This is a genomic window from Rhizobium sp. SRDI969, assembly GCF_025152725.1.
GTDB classification, from domain to species: domain Bacteria; phylum Pseudomonadota; class Alphaproteobacteria; order Rhizobiales; family Rhizobiaceae; genus Rhizobium; species Rhizobium leguminosarum_I.
Window position 1 is genome coordinate 1,419,028 of the sequence record NZ_CP104035.1, and the last position, 16,191, is coordinate 1,435,218.

Genomic DNA, 16,191 nt, shown 5'->3' on the forward strand with positions numbered 1-16,191 from the left:
TCAGAAAAGCCGTTCGCGAACGTAGATCGTGTCACCTGCGATGATCGGCCCCGATATGTTGATGCGGCCGGTCAGCACCTGTCCATTGATCTTGCGGGTGACATCGACCACGCGCTGGTTGGCGCGGCTGGTGAAGCCGCCGGCAACCGCGATGGCATTCTGCACTGTCATGCCGGGAACATAGGCATACTGGCCGGGCTGGCCCACTTCACCCATGATGAAGACCGAACGGTAGCGATCGACATCGATCGTGACGTCGGGATCGCGAAGATAGCCCTGCTGCAGTTTTTGGGCGATCTGCCCCGAGAGTTGCTGCAGGGTTCGTCCGCGGGCAGGGACCTGGCCGATGAGCGGGAAGGCGACATAGCCGGCCTGATCTACCGTATAGGTGTTGGTCAGGCTCTGCTGGTCGAAGACGGTGATGCGCAGTCGATCGCCGCTGTCCAGCGTATAAGGCTGAATAGTTGCCTCGTTGAAGGCCTTCGGCGCAGGCTTGTACGTCGTGCAGCCGCCCAATGCTGCGGTCGTGGCTGCAAGGCTCAGGGCCAAAAGGATCTTGGGCTGGACGACAGACATCCGCTTGTGCTCACAAAAATGAACTCGGTGCAGTCGTTATCGATCCGTTAGGGTTAATGCCCGGTAAAGGGCGCTTGCAATTTCCCGGTTTCCTTCATCGATCATCGGCCATTCTCTTGGCGAGCTTGTCATTAACCGTTGAGTTACCATGGTCGTTTACGCTTGCGGCACCTTTGTTGTGGAGTAAGAGCATGTCCGGCGTAGCTCGTGATCAGGATGTGGACATAGACCTTGGCCAGTTGGTCCGTGCGGTCTGGGCGCGCCGTCTGCGGATTCTGACAATCACCCTCGTGGGGGCGGGCGTCGCCTTTGCCGGCGCCAAGATCATGTCGCCGCAATATCGCAGCGAAACACGCATCCTCATCGAACCCCGTGCGCCGGCCTTCGCCAGCACCCAGCAGATCAATGACGCCAGCGCCGGTCCGCTGATGGACGAACTGAACATCGCCAGCCAGGTGCAGCTTCTGCAATCGGCCGATCTCCTCAAGAAGGTCATCAACGACCTGAAGCTTTATAACCTGCCGGAATTCGACGATGCCGCCAGCGGCTCGGCGATGGGCAGTATCCTGGTGAAGCTGCATCTGAAGAAGAACCCGCTGGAGAACCCGCCGGAAGAGCGCGTCATCGACGCGTTCGTCGAACGCCTGCAGGTCTATCAGGTGCCGGGTTCGCGCGTCATCGGCATCAATTTCACCTCCAAGGACCCGAAGCTCGCGGCCGCCATCCCGAACGCCATGGCGAATGTCTATCTCTCGACCCAAAGCGGCGCCAAGCTCGATTCCAACTCCGAGGCGACCCGCTGGCTGGAGCCGGAGATCGAGGGCTTGCGCCAGAAGGTCAGCGAAGCCGAGAAGAAGGTCGCCGAATATCGCACGTCGCACGGGCTGTTGCAGACGAACGGCACGACCACTTTTCCGGCCCAGCAATTGAACGATATCTCCGCCGAGCTGACCCGCGTGCGGGGCGATAAGGCCAATGCCGAGGCGCGGGCGCAGGCGGTTCGAAATGCACTGTCCTCGGGCGAGGCCTTCGATACGCTGCCGGACATCATGTCCTCACAGGCGATCCAGCGGCTGAAGGGGACGGAATCCGGCCTGCAGTCGCAGATCTCCGATCTGCAGACCAGCCTTCTCAACAACCATCCGCGGCTGAAAAGCCTGCGCGCTCAGCTCTCCGATATCCGCACCCAGATCCGCCAGGAGACGCAGAAGATACTGGCGAGCATCGAGAATGAATCCAAGGTTGCGGATCTGAGGGCGAACGAACTGGAGCGCCAGTCCGACACTGCGCAAGCCAACAGCGCCCGTGCCGGCGAGGACGAGGTCGGCCTGAATGCGCTGGAGCGCGAGGCGAACGCCCAGCGCCAGTTGCTCGAAACCTATCTGGTGCGCTACCGTGAGGCCGCCTCCCGCGCCGACAGCAATTCGAGCCCGGCGGATGCCCGTATCGTTTCCAAGGCCATCGAGCCGGTCGATCCCTATTTCCCGAAAGTGGTGCCGATCGTCGTCGTTGCTGCCGTCGCGACGCTGATCATCAGCGCCATCGCCATCATGCTGTCCGAACTCTTCAGCGGCCGGGCACTCCGCCCGACAGATGCGGCTCCGGAGACAATCGAGGCAGAAGCGTACGTCGAGGAGAAGCATGTGCCGCAGGCCGTTGCGACCGTCGCTGCCGCCAAAAAGCCCGTCCAGCCGAGCATGCTTGCCGTGGTCGCGGACGAAGAGGATGTGATCGAGCACGTTAAGGCCGCCGAGGAGGCGCCAGAGGACGAGCCGGAGGACGAGAATGAATTCTCCGTCGCCTCAGTTGCAGACTATCTCACTGGCAGCCGCGCATCACTTGCTATCGCGATATCTCCGACCGGTGACAATGGCTCGGCGGCGACGGTTTCGCTGACCCGCATGCTCGCCGACGCCGGCCGTCGCGTCATCCTGATCGACATGACAGGTTCCGGCTACCCCACAGAACTGATGGCCGAGGACCGGGCCGCTCTCGGTGTCACCGATCTGCTTTGCGGCGAGGCCGCCTTCGGCGATACGATCCACGGCGACCGCCTTTCCGATGCCCATCTCATCCCTCAAGGCCAGAGCGATGTGCGCCGCGCCATGCGCGGCGTCGACCGGCTGTCGTTGCTGCTCGATGCACTCGCCGCCGCCTATGACCTCGTGGTGGTCGAATGCGGTTCGGCCGATGTCGCCGGCGTCTCGCGGCTGACGCGCAGCCGGGACGTCGAGATCATCCTCTCGCTGCCTGAGGTCGAGGAAACCGTCTTTGTGGCTCTGATGACGGAATTCCAGGCTGCAGGCTATGAGCGCGTCGTGCTGATGTCCGGCGGCGAAGGGGCCGAGCAGACGCTCGGCCGGGCTGCTTGAACGGTTAGCCGATCCGTGCCCGAATGCCTTGGGCGAATTTATAGAGTTTCGGGCGCGCCTTGATGTGTGCCTTGCCGCGGGTGACGATCCGGTGTGCGGCGCCGGCGATCACACCGAACGGCGAAACCGGCAGCACCACGTCGTAGTGTGCGGTCTCGACCGGCGCCCAGGAACGCTTGTAGGTCTGGTCGCCGAGGCCGAAATCGAACAGCGCCACACCCTTGCCATGCAATCCCGAGATAGTCTGCCAATAGAGGAATTCGCCGGGGCTCGTATCCGGCACGAGCTCTTCATCGATCGCCCCGAACTGGCAGATGATGTGGTCACCCTTGCGCGAAATGCCTGAAATCGCGGCGATCTTACCCTCAAGCTCGCCCTTGAGCTGGAGCATATGCATCTGCAGCCCGAAGTACTGCCTGGTGTCATCCCGCTTGTCGATGAGACCGTGCAGGAAGGCCTGCGTTTTCCTTTCGGCGAAGACGTCGGGAAGGCCGAGGCTGGCGAAGCGGGCGCTCTTCAGCCGGAAGAAGATATCGAGCAGGCTATGCTGTTCTTCTGGTGTCTCGGGAATGACGTATTCGAACCCGCCGGCCGCCTCGAAGCGCTTCGACTGAACGCGGAATTTCTTGCGCCGGTTCTTGGCATTGAGTTGCTTCAGCGTGTCCTCGAAATCGGGAAGGAACGGCAGCTGATAGGCGTGATTCTGGTTGTGCACCATCGGCAGCCCCGCGAGCGGGCTCTCGCGCCCGCGCCATTCCACCGGAATGTTCTGCAGCAGCAGGAGATCGGCGCGGCCCTTCAGTGCACGCTGGAGCTGGCCGGCGAACTCATGGGAGTCGATGGTTCTGCCGGCTTCGGCAAAGCTTTCTGCGAACAGGCCGGTATTGATATTGCTGTGATCGGCGGCGATGAATTTCGCTGTCGTGAGCCCGCGAGACTTGACGATCTCGACCGGCAGAATGAAGGCAGTCTGGCCGGCGTGGACGCCTTTGAGGATCGCAAGCGGCCGCTGGAAAGCGCTCACCCAGGCGGCGCACCAGTCGTAGCTCTGATGGAGTGATTGGAGATTGTCGCGCTCCAGCGCCCGCCATTCATCCTCAAGCAGCGGCATCGTGTCGAAGACTTCGATGTTGATTTCAGCCATGGCGAGTTTCATGCTCAGCTGGCGCAGGCGCGAAATGGCCATGTCGGCCAGCGCCTTGTCGGATGGCTGTTCATGGACGTCGAGCTTTTGCGTCTGCACGGTTTTCTCCGGTCAAGAATGCTGAACGGGAAGGTAGATACGGCAGACGTATATTTGGTTTAACCGCACGCGATGGGCGAGGTTTTCCGCAGATCACGGTTATTCGGCCGTTAATGCCCCTGAAGTATGCGCGCAAAAGCGTGCAGCGGTTTTTGCGACAACGACATGCGTAAAAGCAAAGACCTGAAGCGCAACAAGCGAATCTGAAAGATCGCGACGCGCTTTAGCGCAGCGGGGGGCCGGCCATCCATTTGATGATCACCATCGCCGGCAACACCCATAGCAGTCCGGTGAGCAGGAAGTAGAGGAGATGTCCCCACCACGGCGCGTTGCCGAGCGTTGCCACCGCGATCGTATTCGCCACCAGCGCATAGACGAGCACGAGCACGATGATGAGGATCGTGCCGATGAATTTGCGGAGGCGGACGGGCATCGGTTATCTCTCGGCATGGACGGATCGAACCGGCGCGACGGCATGCCGCAAAGGTTCGGGGCTTGTTTTGCATGAGCCGGTGGGGCAAATCAACTGCCGGATAGAAGGAGACATCATGGCCGTCGCAAACCCGACCACGGAACAGGCGATCCTGAGCGAAGTGCGCAAGCAGAACCGCGACCGCCGCGCCTTGCGCCTCTGGCTCGGTTTCGTGATTTTGGCGCTGTTCTGTCTCGTGCTCGTCGGCGGTGCCACGCGGCTGACCAATTCCGGCCTGTCGATCACGGAATGGAAGCCGATCCACGGCGTCATCCCGCCGCTGTCGGCTGCCGAATGGGAGGAGGAATTCCGTCTCTACCAGCGCATTCCTGAATTTCAGCAGCTGAACAACTCCATGACCGTCGATGAGTTCAAAGGCATCTTCTGGTGGGAATGGGCGCACCGGCTGATCGCCCGCGGTATCGGCGTGATCTTCGCGCTGCCGCTCATCTATTTCTGGCTGACGGGGCGGATCGAAAAACGTCTGCGGTGGCCGCTCGTCGGCATCCTGGCGCTCGGCGGCCTGCAGGGTTTTATCGGTTGGTGGATGGTGTCCTCGGGCCTGTCCGTCCGCACCGACGTCAGCCAGTACAGGCTGGCGACGCATCTCGTCATGGCCTGCCTGATCTTTGCCGGCTGCATGTGGATCATGCGTGGTCTCTCCAGACATTCCGACGATCCGGCGCCGGCACGAAGCTCGCGCGGTTTTGCCGCCGCGATCGCCATTTTTGCGCTGTTCCAGATCTATCTCGGCGCGCTGGTGGCGGGCCTCGACGCCGGTTTTTCCTACAATACCTGGCCGCTGATGGATGGCGCCGTCATTCCCTCCGATCTGCTGATCCAGCAGCCCTTCTGGATCAATGCCTTCGAGAACCCGAAGACGGTGCAGTTCATTCACCGCATCGGCGCCTATACGCTCTTCGCATTGACGCTGATCAACATGGTGATCGCCCTTCGTGCAGCGCCATGGACGACCCATGCACGCCGCGCCGTCCTGCTTTTCGTGCTGGTGACGCTGCAGGCAGCGATCGGCATCGCGACGCTGCTGATGCAGGTGCCGCTTCACTGGGGCCTGCTGCATCAGGCCGGCGCGCTTGTGGTTTTCGGCTTCGCCGTCGCCAACTGGCGCGGCTTTTGCGGCGAATATCCGCACGGAACGATGATCGCCGAACGCGACTGAAGCGAGCGGCCTTCTCGGGGCGGATCTACCGCAGCACGCCGTCGAGCAGCGGCATGCCGATGATCGCGGCGGCGGCGATCAGGATGTAGCAGGCGATGCGGAAGGTCCGCTCTTCGGCAAGCCCGAACAGTTTCGAGCCGCCGTAAAGCCCGACCGCATAACTCGGCAGGATGACGGCGGTGAGCGCAAAGACGGCAGGCACGAACAGTCCGCCGACATAATAGCTGATGGCGCTGAAAACGGACGAGATCGAAAAATAGAGCACGACATTCGCCCTGACGCGGGTAAAGTCGCTTTTGCCGCCGAGCCAGTAGGCGACGACCGGCGGTCCGCCGAGCTGCGCGGTGCCGCTGAAAAGCCCGGCGATCAAGCCGATGCCGCAGGTCAGCGGCGCGGATGGCTCCCCGTGATAGCGCCATCCCGATACCAGCGCAAGCAGGCAGATGGCGATGATCGTGATACTCCAGCGCAAGAGCAGCGGGTCGAGCAACGCCAGTATCGCCGTGCCGGCCGGCACGCCGAGGGCGGCCCCCGCCGCCATGACGAAGACCTCGGGTCGGTTGGCGCCGCGCCAGGCGGAAGGGATCATCCCAAGCGCCGCAATGCCGTCGATGACGAGCAGGATCGGCGAGATCAGCTTCGGCCCAACGATCGCGCCACCGAGCGGAATGAAGATCAATGCGGCGCCGAAGCCCGAAAAGCCGCGGGCAAGCCCGGCGATGAAGGCAAACGCCATCAGCGCATAGATGCCATGATCGGGCAGGGCGGTGGCAAACCATGCGCCTACGCCAGCGATAAGCGCATCGAGCGTCATGACGTCAGGCTCCGTGATTCGGGATTGGTAGCGAGGAAGGGTCCGTTTTCATAACCCAATCGTCATCGGCGATCGAGCGCGAAAGCGATGCTGCGACCGCCGAGGCGAGCGGCCGCAGGAAAGATCATGATGAAGAGATCGACACAAAGCTCGAGCGGCATCCATGTCGCCGCCGTCGCGCTTTACGAGGCGAGCATCAGGTCCATGTTCTGCACAGCAGCGCCCGAGGCACCCTTGCCGAGATTGTCGAGCAGCGCCACGAGGTTCACCTGCGAAGCACCTGGCGTGCCGAAGATGAAGAGCTTCATCGTATCCTTGCCTTCGAGTTCGACGGCGTTGACCCGGGGCAGGGCCTTGCTTTCGGCCAGCGGCACGACACTGACGATATCCTGGCCGGCATAATGGGCGACGAGTGCGGTATGAATGCTTTCCATCGTCGTGCCCTCGGCGAGATCGTCGAGATGCAGCGGCACCTGCACGATCATGCCCTGGGCGAACTTGCCGACCGACGGCGAGAAGATCGGTGCGCGATCGAGCAAGCCGTGCACGGTCATCTCGGGCACGTGTTTATGGGTGAGCGGCAGGCCGTAGAGGAAATGCGGCGCGGTGATCGCATCCGGGTGATCCGGGTTTTCCATCTGCGCGATCATCTGCTTGCCGCCGCCGGTATAGCCGGAAACCGCGTTGACCGTAACCGGATAGCCGTCCGGCAGAATGCCGGCGGCGCGCAGCGGCCGAATGAGGCCGATCGCTCCGGTGGGATAACAGCCGGGATTGGCGACGAAACGGGCGGCTCTGATTCTGTCGGCCTGTGCGCCGTCCATTTCGGCAAAGCCATAGGCCCAGCCGGGATTGACGCGAAAGGCGGTCGAGGTGTCGATGACGCGCACATTGTTGTTGGCCGAAACCATCTGCACGGCTTCCTTCGACGCGTCGTCGGGCAGGCAGAGGATGGCGATATCGGCGCTGTTCAGCATGTCCTCGCGCATCGCGGCGTTGCGCCGCTCTGCTTCGGGAATTGACAGAAGCTCGACATCGCGGCGGCCGGCCATACGGGTGCGGATCTGCAGACCCGTCGTGCCGTGTTCGCCGTCGATGAAGATTTTCGGTGCCATGTTAAACCTGCGCTTTCAATGGGTTCTGAAGGTTTCCGGATTCAGTTTGAGGATGATAAGTCAGCCTTGTGACACGGCGATGGCGCGTCGCTCGGCATGAAGCCCCAGCATATACATCGCCACCGTTGCCCCCGCAACGGCGGTAATATCGGCATGATCATAGGGCGGCGACACCTCGACGACATCGGCGCCGCGGATATCGAGCTGGTGCAGACGCTGCAGCACCGAGAGGATCTTGGCGCTCGACGGCCCGCCTGAAACCGGCGTGCCGGTGCCCGGCGCAAAGGCAGGATCGAGGCAATCGATATCGAAGGTGAGATAGGCCGGCGCCCCCCGCGTATGGGAGATGATCGCCGAGGCGATATCGCTGGCGCTCATCTCCTCGACCTGATGACCGTAGAGAATATTGACGCCGCAATCCTCCGGCGCGTGGGTGCGGATGCCGATCTGAATGGAGCGGTCGGGATCGATGATGCCTTCGCGGGCGGCCCGCGCCACGAAAGAGCCATGGTCGATGCGCCGTTCCTCGTCGAACCAGGTGTCCTGATGCGCGTCGAACTGCACGAGCGCCAGCGGCCCATGTTTTGCTACATGGGCTTTCAGCAGCGGCCAGGTGACGTAATGATCGCCGCCGAGCGTCAGCAGGAAGGCGCCGCTGTCGAGGATGACATTTGCCTGGCGTTCGATAGCGGCTGGCGTGTCTTGATGATTGCCATAATCGAGCAGGCAGTCGCCATAGTCGATCACGGCCATTTCGGCGAAGAGGTCGCGGTTGAAGGGATATTGCGCATCATTGTCGAAGATCGCCGAGGCGCGCCGGATCGCCTGCGGCCCGAAACGTGTGCCCGGCCTGTTCGATGTCGCGGCATCGAAGGGAATGCCCCAGACGGCGACGTCGACGCCGGCGAGCTCCTTGGTGAAGCGGCGGCGCATGAAGGACAGCGCGCCGGCAAAGGTCGGGTCGCTGGCAGCGGAGGTGAGGCTGGTCGCCGTGAAGGCGTGGTCAATCGATCTGTTCGCCAAGTCATGCTCCTTTTTCGCCGCAAAACCATAGTCGCGTTCGATGCGGACTCTGCATTGCAGGATTGCCGTTCGACGCGAGGTGTCGGCGGCGGGTCTCTCGCGAAGGAATTGGCCGATCCTCTGCGCGCAGAAAGGGGTAGGCGAGGTGCGGACGGATTTCAAGCAATCGTTCGGACGACGGCCGCTCGTGATCGTCGAGCGACCGTCATTCGCCCGCTGCCTATCGGGCCGGCTCCCACAGGCACCACAATCCAGCCAGCGTCGTCAGCGCGGTCGCTGAGATATAGCCCGCGAGCGGCCAGGCATTGTCGCCGCCGAGCAGAATCACAAAGAAGGTTCCGGCAAAGCCGACGATGATGCTCTGGACGCAGAAATAGAACGCGACCGCCGTTCCCGCCGTGTCGCCAAAGGCGGCGAGCGCGCCGTTGGCCGTGACCGCCGTTGCAAGGACGATGCCGATTGCGATGATCCACATCGGCATGACGAAGCTGACCAGGGAAGGCTGCAGAAACAACTCTCCGAAGACAAGCAGCGCGGCGCCGAGAAGCAGTACTGCCATGCCTCTGGCAAGGCTGCCTGCAATGCCCCAGCGCATCACGAAGCCTTTGGCGAAACGCGCCGTCACGATCATCACCAGCGCCACCGTAGCAAAGACGAAGCTGAAGCCGATGCCGGAGAAGCCGGCTTCGTCGATCAAGATACGAGGTGCCGTCGAGAAGAAGACGAAGAAGGCGCCCATCGCCGTGCTGAAGCCACCCGTATAGACCCAGAAGGGAAGGCTTGTAAGGATCGGGCGGACATCGATCTTCGCGGTAACGGCAGGGCGGGTTTCGTGCCACCGCATGCTGGCGTTGAAAAGCGCGGCGATGGAAAGGAGACCGATGACGAGGAAGATGGCGCGCCAGCCGAAGCGATCCGATATCAGAGCTCCAGCGATCGGACCCAATGCGGGCACGAACGAGAGAATGGAGCCGAGAAGGCTATAGATCGTGCTGCTTTCGGGACGCCCGCCGTAGACGTCACGCACAGTTGCGAAAGTTGCGACGAGGGTCGCCGACGCGCCGACTGCCTGCAGCAATCTCAAGACGACGAAGAGCGGCGCCGACGAGGAGCCAGCAAGCAGAAAGGATGCAGCGGCAAAGAGTGCAGCACCTCCAAGCAGGACAGGCCGTCGTCCGATAATATCGGAAATTGGGCCGAAGACGATCTGGCCGACACCGAGCACGATCATGTAGAGGCTGAGGGTCAGTTGGATGATGGCCCGCGAAGTGCCGAGTGCCTCCGGCATCATCGGCACGATCGGCAAATAGATATCCATGGCGAGCGAGGCCAGGATGTCGAACGGTGCCATCAGCAGCAAGGCTGTCGGCAGGGAATAAGTCCAGTGCTGGATTTTGGGATAAGACATGGGAAAGAACCCGCTCAAATGATTTCATTCGGCGGCGATCTGTCTCTTCATCGGTATCGGGATTCACCGGACAGACGCCGCAACAACAGGACAAAGTTGTTGCGGCCTATTTGTCTGCGGACTTGGTTGTTCCCATCATGCGCCCCTGACTGCGGCTCCGCTCATTCCCGAAGCGCTTTGCCAAGTTTCTACCAGCAGAACTGGTATGCGACAATGGCATGCCAACACGCTTCCGATTGATTTAAGCAGCGCAAAACAAAAAGGCCGGGTTGCCCCGGCCTTCGTAAATTCCGTCTGTCCGAAGCGATTAACGCTTGGAGAACTGGAACGAGCGGCGGGCCTTTGCCTTGCCGTACTTCTTGCGTTCGACGACGCGGCTGTCGCGGGTCAGGAAGCCGCCCTTCTTCAGCACCGCGCGCAGGCCCGGTTCGAAGTAGGTGAGCGCCTTGGACACGCCATGGCGAACGGCACCGGCCTGGCCGGAGAGGCCGCCGCCGGCAACGGTTGCGACGATGTCGAACTGGCCGTCACGGGCAGCCGCAACGATCGGCTGGCGCAGGATCATCTGCAGCACCGGACGTGCGAAATATTCCGCGAATTCCTTGCCGTTGACGGTGATCTTGCCGGAGCCCGGCTTGACCCAGACGCGGGCGACGGCGTTCTTGCGCTTGCCGGTCGCGTAGGAGCGGCCGAGCGAATCGACCTTGCGGACGTGGGCCGGAGCAGCAGCTTCGGAAGCCGTGCCGAGATCCTTCAGGGAGGAGAGGTCAGCCATATCAGGCGCTCCTTACGTTCTTTTTGTTGAGCGCGGCAACGTCGAGGGCGACCGGCTGCTGGGCTTCATGGGGATGGTTGGAGCCGGCGTAAACGCGCAGGTTCTTCATCTGGCGACGGCCGAGCGGGCCACGCGGAACCATACGTTCGACGGCCTTTTCGAGGACGCGCTCCGGGAAGCGGCCTTCGATGATCTGGCGTGCGCTGCGTTCCTTGATGCCGCCGGCATAACCGGTGTGCCAGTAGTAGACCTTGTCGGAATACTTCTTGCCGGTGAAAACGACCTTTTCGGCATTGATGACGATGACGTTGTCGCCGTCGTCAACGTGAGGCGTGAAGGTTGCCTTGTGCTTGCCGCGCAGGCGCATAGCGATGATGGAAGCGAGACGGCCAACGACCAGCCCTTCGGCGTCGATGATCACCCACTTCTTCTCCACCTCTGCAGGCTTCTGGGAGAAGGTTGCCATAGTGAATACTCTCTTTTGGGACCCTTGGCCCGAAGGCTTGAAGGGCGTTTCTTGTTGCTTGGATTGGCAGGCTTGAGGCATGCCAAAAAGAAAGCAGCCCGGATAGGCTGCGTTCTGGCGCGGTGTATAAAGGGAATGTGATATTCGGTCAATATCGACTTTTCTGAGAGATCGGAAAAAAGAATAAGTGAAAACAACGAGTTATGTATATGGTATTATAATACCTCACATTTGTCGGCCGGAGATCTGCCGTGTTTGGCCTTTTCCGCGTCGCTTTCACCGGGTTTGAACCAACGCTCCACGGCCGAAAGCCGTTTTAATCCTCGAACTCGCGCAGGCATTTGATCATTTCGCGAAGACCGCGGGTCAGATGTTTGTCTCGCCGTAGAACCATGCCGAGGCGGCGCGTGAGCTGCGGGTTCAGCGATGAAGTCGTGACGAGGCCGGCGCGGTCGCGCTTCAGCGCCAGCCCCGGCAGGATCGACCAGCCGAGCCCCACGGCCACCAGCTCCTTGATCGCCTCGATGCTGCCGAACTCCATCGCAGGTCGGATCCTGGTATCCGGTGCAGCCAGCCACGTGTCGATTGCCCGCCTGGTATTGCCTCCCTCATAAAGCAGCAGTGTCCTGTCGCGCATGAACGCGGCGTCCGGTCCGCCGTCGGGCATGAGACTGCCCGCGGGGGCAACGGCCAGCAATTCCTCCTCGTAGAACGGTTCGATCTCGAAGTTCCGTCCCGATGCCGGCAGGGCGACGACGGCGATATCGAGGCTGTTGGCCTCCAGATCGCGCAGAATGTCGTCGGCATCGCCGATGCGCACGGTGATTTCGAGGCCGGGCATGGATTTTCTGGCGACGGCGATGGTGCGAGGAAGCAGATGGATCGACGCCGTGCCGCCGCTACCGATGCGCACGCGGCCGCTGGCTCCATCTCTGTACGGCATCATCGCTTCTTCCGCGGCGGCCGATTCCTGGAGCAGCCGCCTTGCGTGCACGAGCAGGTCGAGGCCTGCCGCGGTCGGCTGCGCCCGCCGCCCGACACGCTCGATCAGCCGGACGCCGAGCCGCTGTTCGAGCCCCTTGACCTGCAGGCTGACGGCCGGTTGCGTCAGGCCTTCCTTGTCGGCCGCAGCCGTAAAGCTTCCGAGATCGGCGACGTTGACGAAGGCGGCAAGCTGATCGAGGTGGAGAGGCATACAAAAGAAATCCTTATGCATATCATAATATCCATAAGCTTCTTTCGCGGCATCTTCCAGCGCATCTTTCATCCGTTGAAGAAAGGAAGAAGAGATGGCCCTGGAATTGAGCGGGATCCTTGACACACCTCGCGATATCGCTCGGTCGAGACTTCGCGGCATGGCGCGCTGGAGCCTGCGGCTGCTGATGACGATCGAACATCACCTCGAAAAGCGCCGCAGCCGCCGCACGCTTTCGGAACTCACTGACGACGAGCTTTCTGATGTCGGTCTGACCCGTGCGCAGGCGCGGGCCGAGACATCGAAGTCGTGGTTCTGGTCCTGACGTCCCGCAGCTACGCGGGGAGTGCGGATCCTGCTCGAAATTGCCGGCGCCTTGTGGCAAAACGTCTGACTGGAATCGAGCGCAGGGAGCAGCATCATGGCCGAAATCGTATCCTTCCCGGACGCAGCCAGAGCGGAGGGGGGCGGACTGCTGACCCGCTCTCTGCGCGACGGCGTGCTGCGGCTCGTGCTCGATAACCCGCCGGCCAATGTGCTTTCGATCGCGCTTCTCGAAGGCCTGATGGAAGAGCTCGATACGGCCGGAGCGGAGCCGGATGTGCGTGTCGTCGTCATCGCCTCGACCGGCAACGTCTTTTCCGCGGGACATGATCTGAAAGAGCTGACGGCCCATCGCGCCGATGAAGATCAGGGTGCCGGTTTCTTCGAAAAGACCTTCCGGCTCTGCGCCGATCTGATGCTGAAGATCGCCCATCTGCCGAAGCCCGTCATTGCCGAGATCGATGGGCTGGCGACGGCTGCAGGCTGCCAGCTCGTTGCCTCCTGCGATCTGGCGATCTGCACGGATAGTTCGACATTCTGCACGCCGGGCGTCAACATCGGCCTCTTCTGTTCGACGCCGATGGTGGCCGTTTCGCGTGCAGCGCACCGAAAGCAGGCAATGGAGATGCTGCTGACCGGCGAGACGATCGACGCCTCGACCGCCAAGGATTTCGGCCTCGTCAACCGTATCGTGCCGAAGCAGTATCTGGCGCAGGTGGTTTCCAAATATGCGGCTGTGATCGCCAGCAAATCGCCGCTGACGCTGAAGATCGGCAAGGAAGCCTTCCACCGGCAGCTCGAACTGCCGGTGGAAGCGGCATATGATTATACCGCCAGGGTGATGGTCGAGAACATGCTGACGCAGGATGCGCAGGAAGGGATCAGCGCCTTCCTCGGCAAGCGTAAACCTGAATGGAACTGCGAGTAATCACGCCAGTTTCAGAACCAGCCCGCCGATCGCGATGACGACGCCGGCGACGTAGCGCCAGATGCTGGCTTTTTCCTTGAAGACGGTGATCGAGATCACCAACGCAAAGAGGATCGCGGTTTCGCGCAGGGCTGCAACGGTCGCGACCGGGGCTTTCGTCATTGCCCAGAGTGCCAGCCCGTAGGAAGCGATCGAGCCGGCGCCGCCGATAAGACCGCGCCACCAGTTGCGGCGAACGTGACGCACGACTGCGAAAGCGCCGCGCTGCGACACCGCCCAGGAAAACAGCAGTACCGGCGGCAGCAGCGACATCCACAAGGTGTAGGAAACCGCATTGCCGGAGATGCGCGCGCCGACGCCGTCGACATAGGTGTAGCTGGCGATGACGCAGGCATTGGCAAGCGAGAGGACGACTGCGCTGCGGCTGCCGCGTCGCGCCTCCAAGGCGAGCATCAGCACGCCGGCGCAGATTGTCATTGTGCCGGCAAGAGCGCCGCCGGAAAGATTTTCCTTGAGGATGAAACCGCTTGTCGCGGCGATCAGGAGAGGAGCACAGCCACGCATCAGCGGATAGACGAGGCCGATGTCGCCTGCCCGATAGGCGGCGGCGACCAGCTGGAAATAAGCGAATTGCAGGATGGCCGAGGCGCCAATGAACGGCCATGCGGAGGCGTGTGGCAGCGGCAGGAACGCCAGCAACGGCAGTGCCGAAACGGCGCCGCCGGCAGAGATCAGCGCCGCATCCAGGGATTTATCGCTCCCTGCCTTGACGATGGCGTTCCATGTCGCGTGCAGCAGTGCGCCGAAGAGAACGAGCAGGATAACGTCGAGAGGCAAGGGAGTAAGTCCGGAAAAGATGAGAGGAAGCGGAATACGCCTCGCCTTCGGCGTCTGAAATTTCTGAAAAGACAACTGGGATTTGCACGAAAACGTGCGGCTGCGGTCGCTTATGCGTTCATATGTCGAATAGCATCCTTTCAGGATGTGAACAATGGTGGGCATTGCGGCAATTTTTGCGTGCGCGCGATATACGTTCAATCCACGCGATGCTTTCAACTATGAGATGTTTCTAATGGACGAGGGAACAAATGGCGGAATTATCGCGAACAGAAGGAGAAAATATCTGCGAGAATTCGGGAGGCGGTTATTCTATGCTACTGAAATATAGATATTATTCTATAGCTTTGACATAGGGGGAAAATTAAAGCCTTTGGTTGTGCAATCTTCAAGAAATCGCAGCGCGGAATTGAGCTCAGGCCTTTCGCAAACGCGAAAGACGTACAGTTTAGGCGGCTGTCACGACGGCGAAAAAATCAAAGCTGATGATGCGGAACGAAGAGCATCCCGTCAAGGTTGTCTATGCTCTGGCAGTTCAATACCTGGCAGCGGGGATTGTCTTTCGAAGGGATATGCGTCCATTCGGCATAATCGGTCGCGTCGCAATAATTGCTGTTGCGGACATAGCGATCATAGAGCGGCAAGTCACGCGGAGACTGGTAGCGGAAGATGACGGCGCCTTGATTGTGGATGGCAGCGCGCACGCTGGCACAGATCATGGCGAGCGGATTGTAACGCGAGATCGCCAGCGCCGGCGATGCGGCGAGCACGAGCATGAGGGCAAGAGCGATTTTTTTCATCGAATCATCCTCAGAGAGCAGCCAATGCATATATACGAAAGAGACACACCGCCGGTTTCATGAAAACGCAAAAAAAACATGTCGGCTGTGCCGAAGGGCTTTCGGGAATGGAGAAGCGGACATGAATCACGACGCCTACACGGATGAATACCTCGCCGGAATTCTGCATTCGGCAAAAACCATCGCGCTGACCGGCGCTTCGCCCAATCCGGCCCGACCGAGCAACGGCGTCATGGGCTATCTGCTGTCGCGTGGCTACGAGGTCATTCCTGTCAATCCAGGGCAGGCGGGCAAACAGATCCAAGGCCGTACCGTCTATGCCCGACTCGCCGACATTCCCGTGCCGATCGACATGGTCGACGTATTTCGCGCCTCCGAATATCTGGATGGTGTCGTCGAGGAGGCGCTGGTGCTGAAGCCGCTGCCGAAGATCATCTGGGCCCAGCTTGGCGTCCGCGACGATGCGGCTGCGGCAAAGGCGGAGGCTGCCGGCATCCAGGTCGTGATGAACCGCTGCCCTGCGATCGAGTATCCTCGTCTTATTGCCTGAGTTGCGGTCTGCTGAGATGGATTTTCCACCGAAGGCCCATGGGTTGAAACGGATCGCGGTTAACTTTCGTAAGCGACAGGCTATGATCCCGCCCGTCAGCAACAACGGGAGGA

The 16,191-nt window shown here is 61.1% G+C and carries 17 protein-coding genes; 5 read left to right on the forward strand and 12 right to left on the reverse strand.

Annotated elements, in window-relative coordinates:
• On the reverse strand, window positions 1-576 hold the full coding sequence (locus N2A41_RS07160; protein WP_260110602.1) for a polysaccharide biosynthesis/export family protein: 576 nt from the start codon (window positions 574-576) through the stop codon (window positions 1-3).
• Window positions 577-767: 191 nt separating this feature from the next.
• On the opposite strand from N2A41_RS07160, the gene N2A41_RS07165 reads away from it, so the two are divergent.
• On the forward strand, window positions 768-2,948 hold the full coding sequence (locus tag N2A41_RS07165; protein ID WP_260110603.1) for a GumC family protein: 2,181 nt from the start codon (window positions 768-770) through the stop codon (window positions 2,946-2,948).
• 4 nt (window positions 2,949-2,952) lie between these two features.
• On the opposite strand, the gene N2A41_RS07170 is transcribed toward N2A41_RS07165, so the two are convergent.
• Window positions 2,953-4,191: a GNAT family N-acetyltransferase gene (locus N2A41_RS07170; RefSeq protein WP_260110604.1), complete on the reverse strand. Its 1,239-nt coding sequence runs from the start codon at window positions 4,189-4,191 to the stop codon at window positions 2,953-2,955.
• Window positions 4,192-4,414: 223 nt separating this feature from the next.
• Window positions 4,415-4,624, reverse strand: coding sequence for a DUF2842 domain-containing protein (locus N2A41_RS07175; RefSeq protein ID WP_012756929.1), 210 nt, complete (start codon window positions 4,622-4,624; stop codon window positions 4,415-4,417).
• 115 nt (window positions 4,625-4,739) lie between these two features.
• On the opposite strand from N2A41_RS07175, the gene N2A41_RS07180 reads away from it, so the two are divergent.
• Window positions 4,740-5,843: a COX15/CtaA family protein gene (locus N2A41_RS07180; RefSeq protein ID WP_260110605.1), complete on the forward strand. Its 1,104-nt coding sequence runs from the start codon at window positions 4,740-4,742 to the stop codon at window positions 5,841-5,843.
• Window positions 5,844-5,868: 25 nt separating this feature from the next.
• Here the strand turns inward: N2A41_RS07180 and N2A41_RS07185 are convergent, their stop codons facing one another.
• From N2A41_RS07185 to N2A41_RS07215, 7 genes are all read right to left on the reverse strand, one after another.
• Complete coding sequence (locus tag N2A41_RS07185) at window positions 5,869-6,657, reverse strand: sulfite exporter TauE/SafE family protein (RefSeq protein WP_260110606.1); 789 nt, start codon at window positions 6,655-6,657, stop codon at window positions 5,869-5,871.
• A gap of 182 nt (window positions 6,658-6,839) precedes the next feature.
• Window positions 6,840-7,772: an N-acetyl-gamma-glutamyl-phosphate reductase gene (gene argC, locus N2A41_RS07190; RefSeq protein ID WP_170256790.1), complete on the reverse strand. Its 933-nt coding sequence runs from the start codon at window positions 7,770-7,772 to the stop codon at window positions 6,840-6,842.
• Window positions 7,773-7,832: 60 nt separating this feature from the next.
• The gene (gene speB / locus N2A41_RS07195; RefSeq protein ID WP_260110607.1) at window positions 7,833-8,795 is read right to left on the reverse strand and encodes an agmatinase; all 963 of its coding nucleotides are present in this window, start codon (window positions 8,793-8,795) and stop codon (window positions 7,833-7,835) included.
• A 220-nt stretch (window positions 8,796-9,015) separates the two neighbouring features.
• Window positions 9,016-10,203 (reverse strand): CmlA/FloR family chloramphenicol efflux MFS transporter, encoded by a 1,188-nt coding sequence (gene cml, locus N2A41_RS07200; RefSeq protein WP_260110608.1) that lies wholly within the window; start codon window positions 10,201-10,203, stop codon window positions 9,016-9,018.
• Between the two features lie 307 nt (window positions 10,204-10,510).
• Window positions 10,511-10,978, reverse strand: a complete 468-nt coding sequence (rpsI, locus tag N2A41_RS07205) for a 30S ribosomal protein S9 (RefSeq protein WP_017963826.1) — start codon at window positions 10,976-10,978, stop codon at window positions 10,511-10,513.
• A gap of 1 nt (window position 10,979) precedes the next feature.
• Window positions 10,980-11,444 (reverse strand): 50S ribosomal protein L13, encoded by a 465-nt coding sequence (rplM, locus tag N2A41_RS07210; protein WP_003558420.1) that lies wholly within the window; start codon window positions 11,442-11,444, stop codon window positions 10,980-10,982.
• 316 nt (window positions 11,445-11,760) lie between these two features.
• Window positions 11,761-12,660 carry a LysR family transcriptional regulator gene (locus N2A41_RS07215; RefSeq protein WP_260110609.1) on the reverse strand — a complete coding sequence of 300 codons (900 nt, stop codon included), beginning with the start codon at window positions 12,658-12,660 and terminating at the stop codon, window positions 11,761-11,763.
• Window positions 12,661-12,733: 73 nt separating this feature from the next.
• Here N2A41_RS07215 and N2A41_RS07220 point away from each other — a divergent pair, with 73 nt between their 5' ends.
• Window positions 12,734-12,964: a DUF1127 domain-containing protein gene (locus tag N2A41_RS07220; protein WP_170278509.1), complete on the forward strand. Its 231-nt coding sequence runs from the start codon at window positions 12,734-12,736 to the stop codon at window positions 12,962-12,964.
• Window positions 12,965-13,060: 96 nt separating this feature from the next.
• Entirely contained in the window at window positions 13,061-13,891 is an 831-nt protein-coding gene (locus N2A41_RS07225) for an enoyl-CoA hydratase (RefSeq protein ID WP_260110610.1), read from the forward strand.
• On the opposite strand, the gene N2A41_RS07230 is transcribed toward N2A41_RS07225, so the two are convergent.
• Complete coding sequence (locus N2A41_RS07230) at window positions 13,892-14,728, reverse strand: DMT family transporter (protein WP_260110611.1); 837 nt, start codon at window positions 14,726-14,728, stop codon at window positions 13,892-13,894.
• Window positions 14,729-15,204: 476 nt separating this feature from the next.
• Entirely contained in the window at window positions 15,205-15,528 is a 324-nt protein-coding gene (locus N2A41_RS07235) for a hypothetical protein (protein ID WP_260110612.1), read from the reverse strand.
• Between the two features lie 121 nt (window positions 15,529-15,649).
• Between N2A41_RS07235 and N2A41_RS07240 the strand changes: the two genes are divergently transcribed.
• On the forward strand, window positions 15,650-16,078 hold the full coding sequence (locus N2A41_RS07240) for a CoA-binding protein (protein WP_170261164.1): 429 nt from the start codon (window positions 15,650-15,652) through the stop codon (window positions 16,076-16,078).
• Window positions 16,079-16,191: the final 113 nt, after the last annotated feature.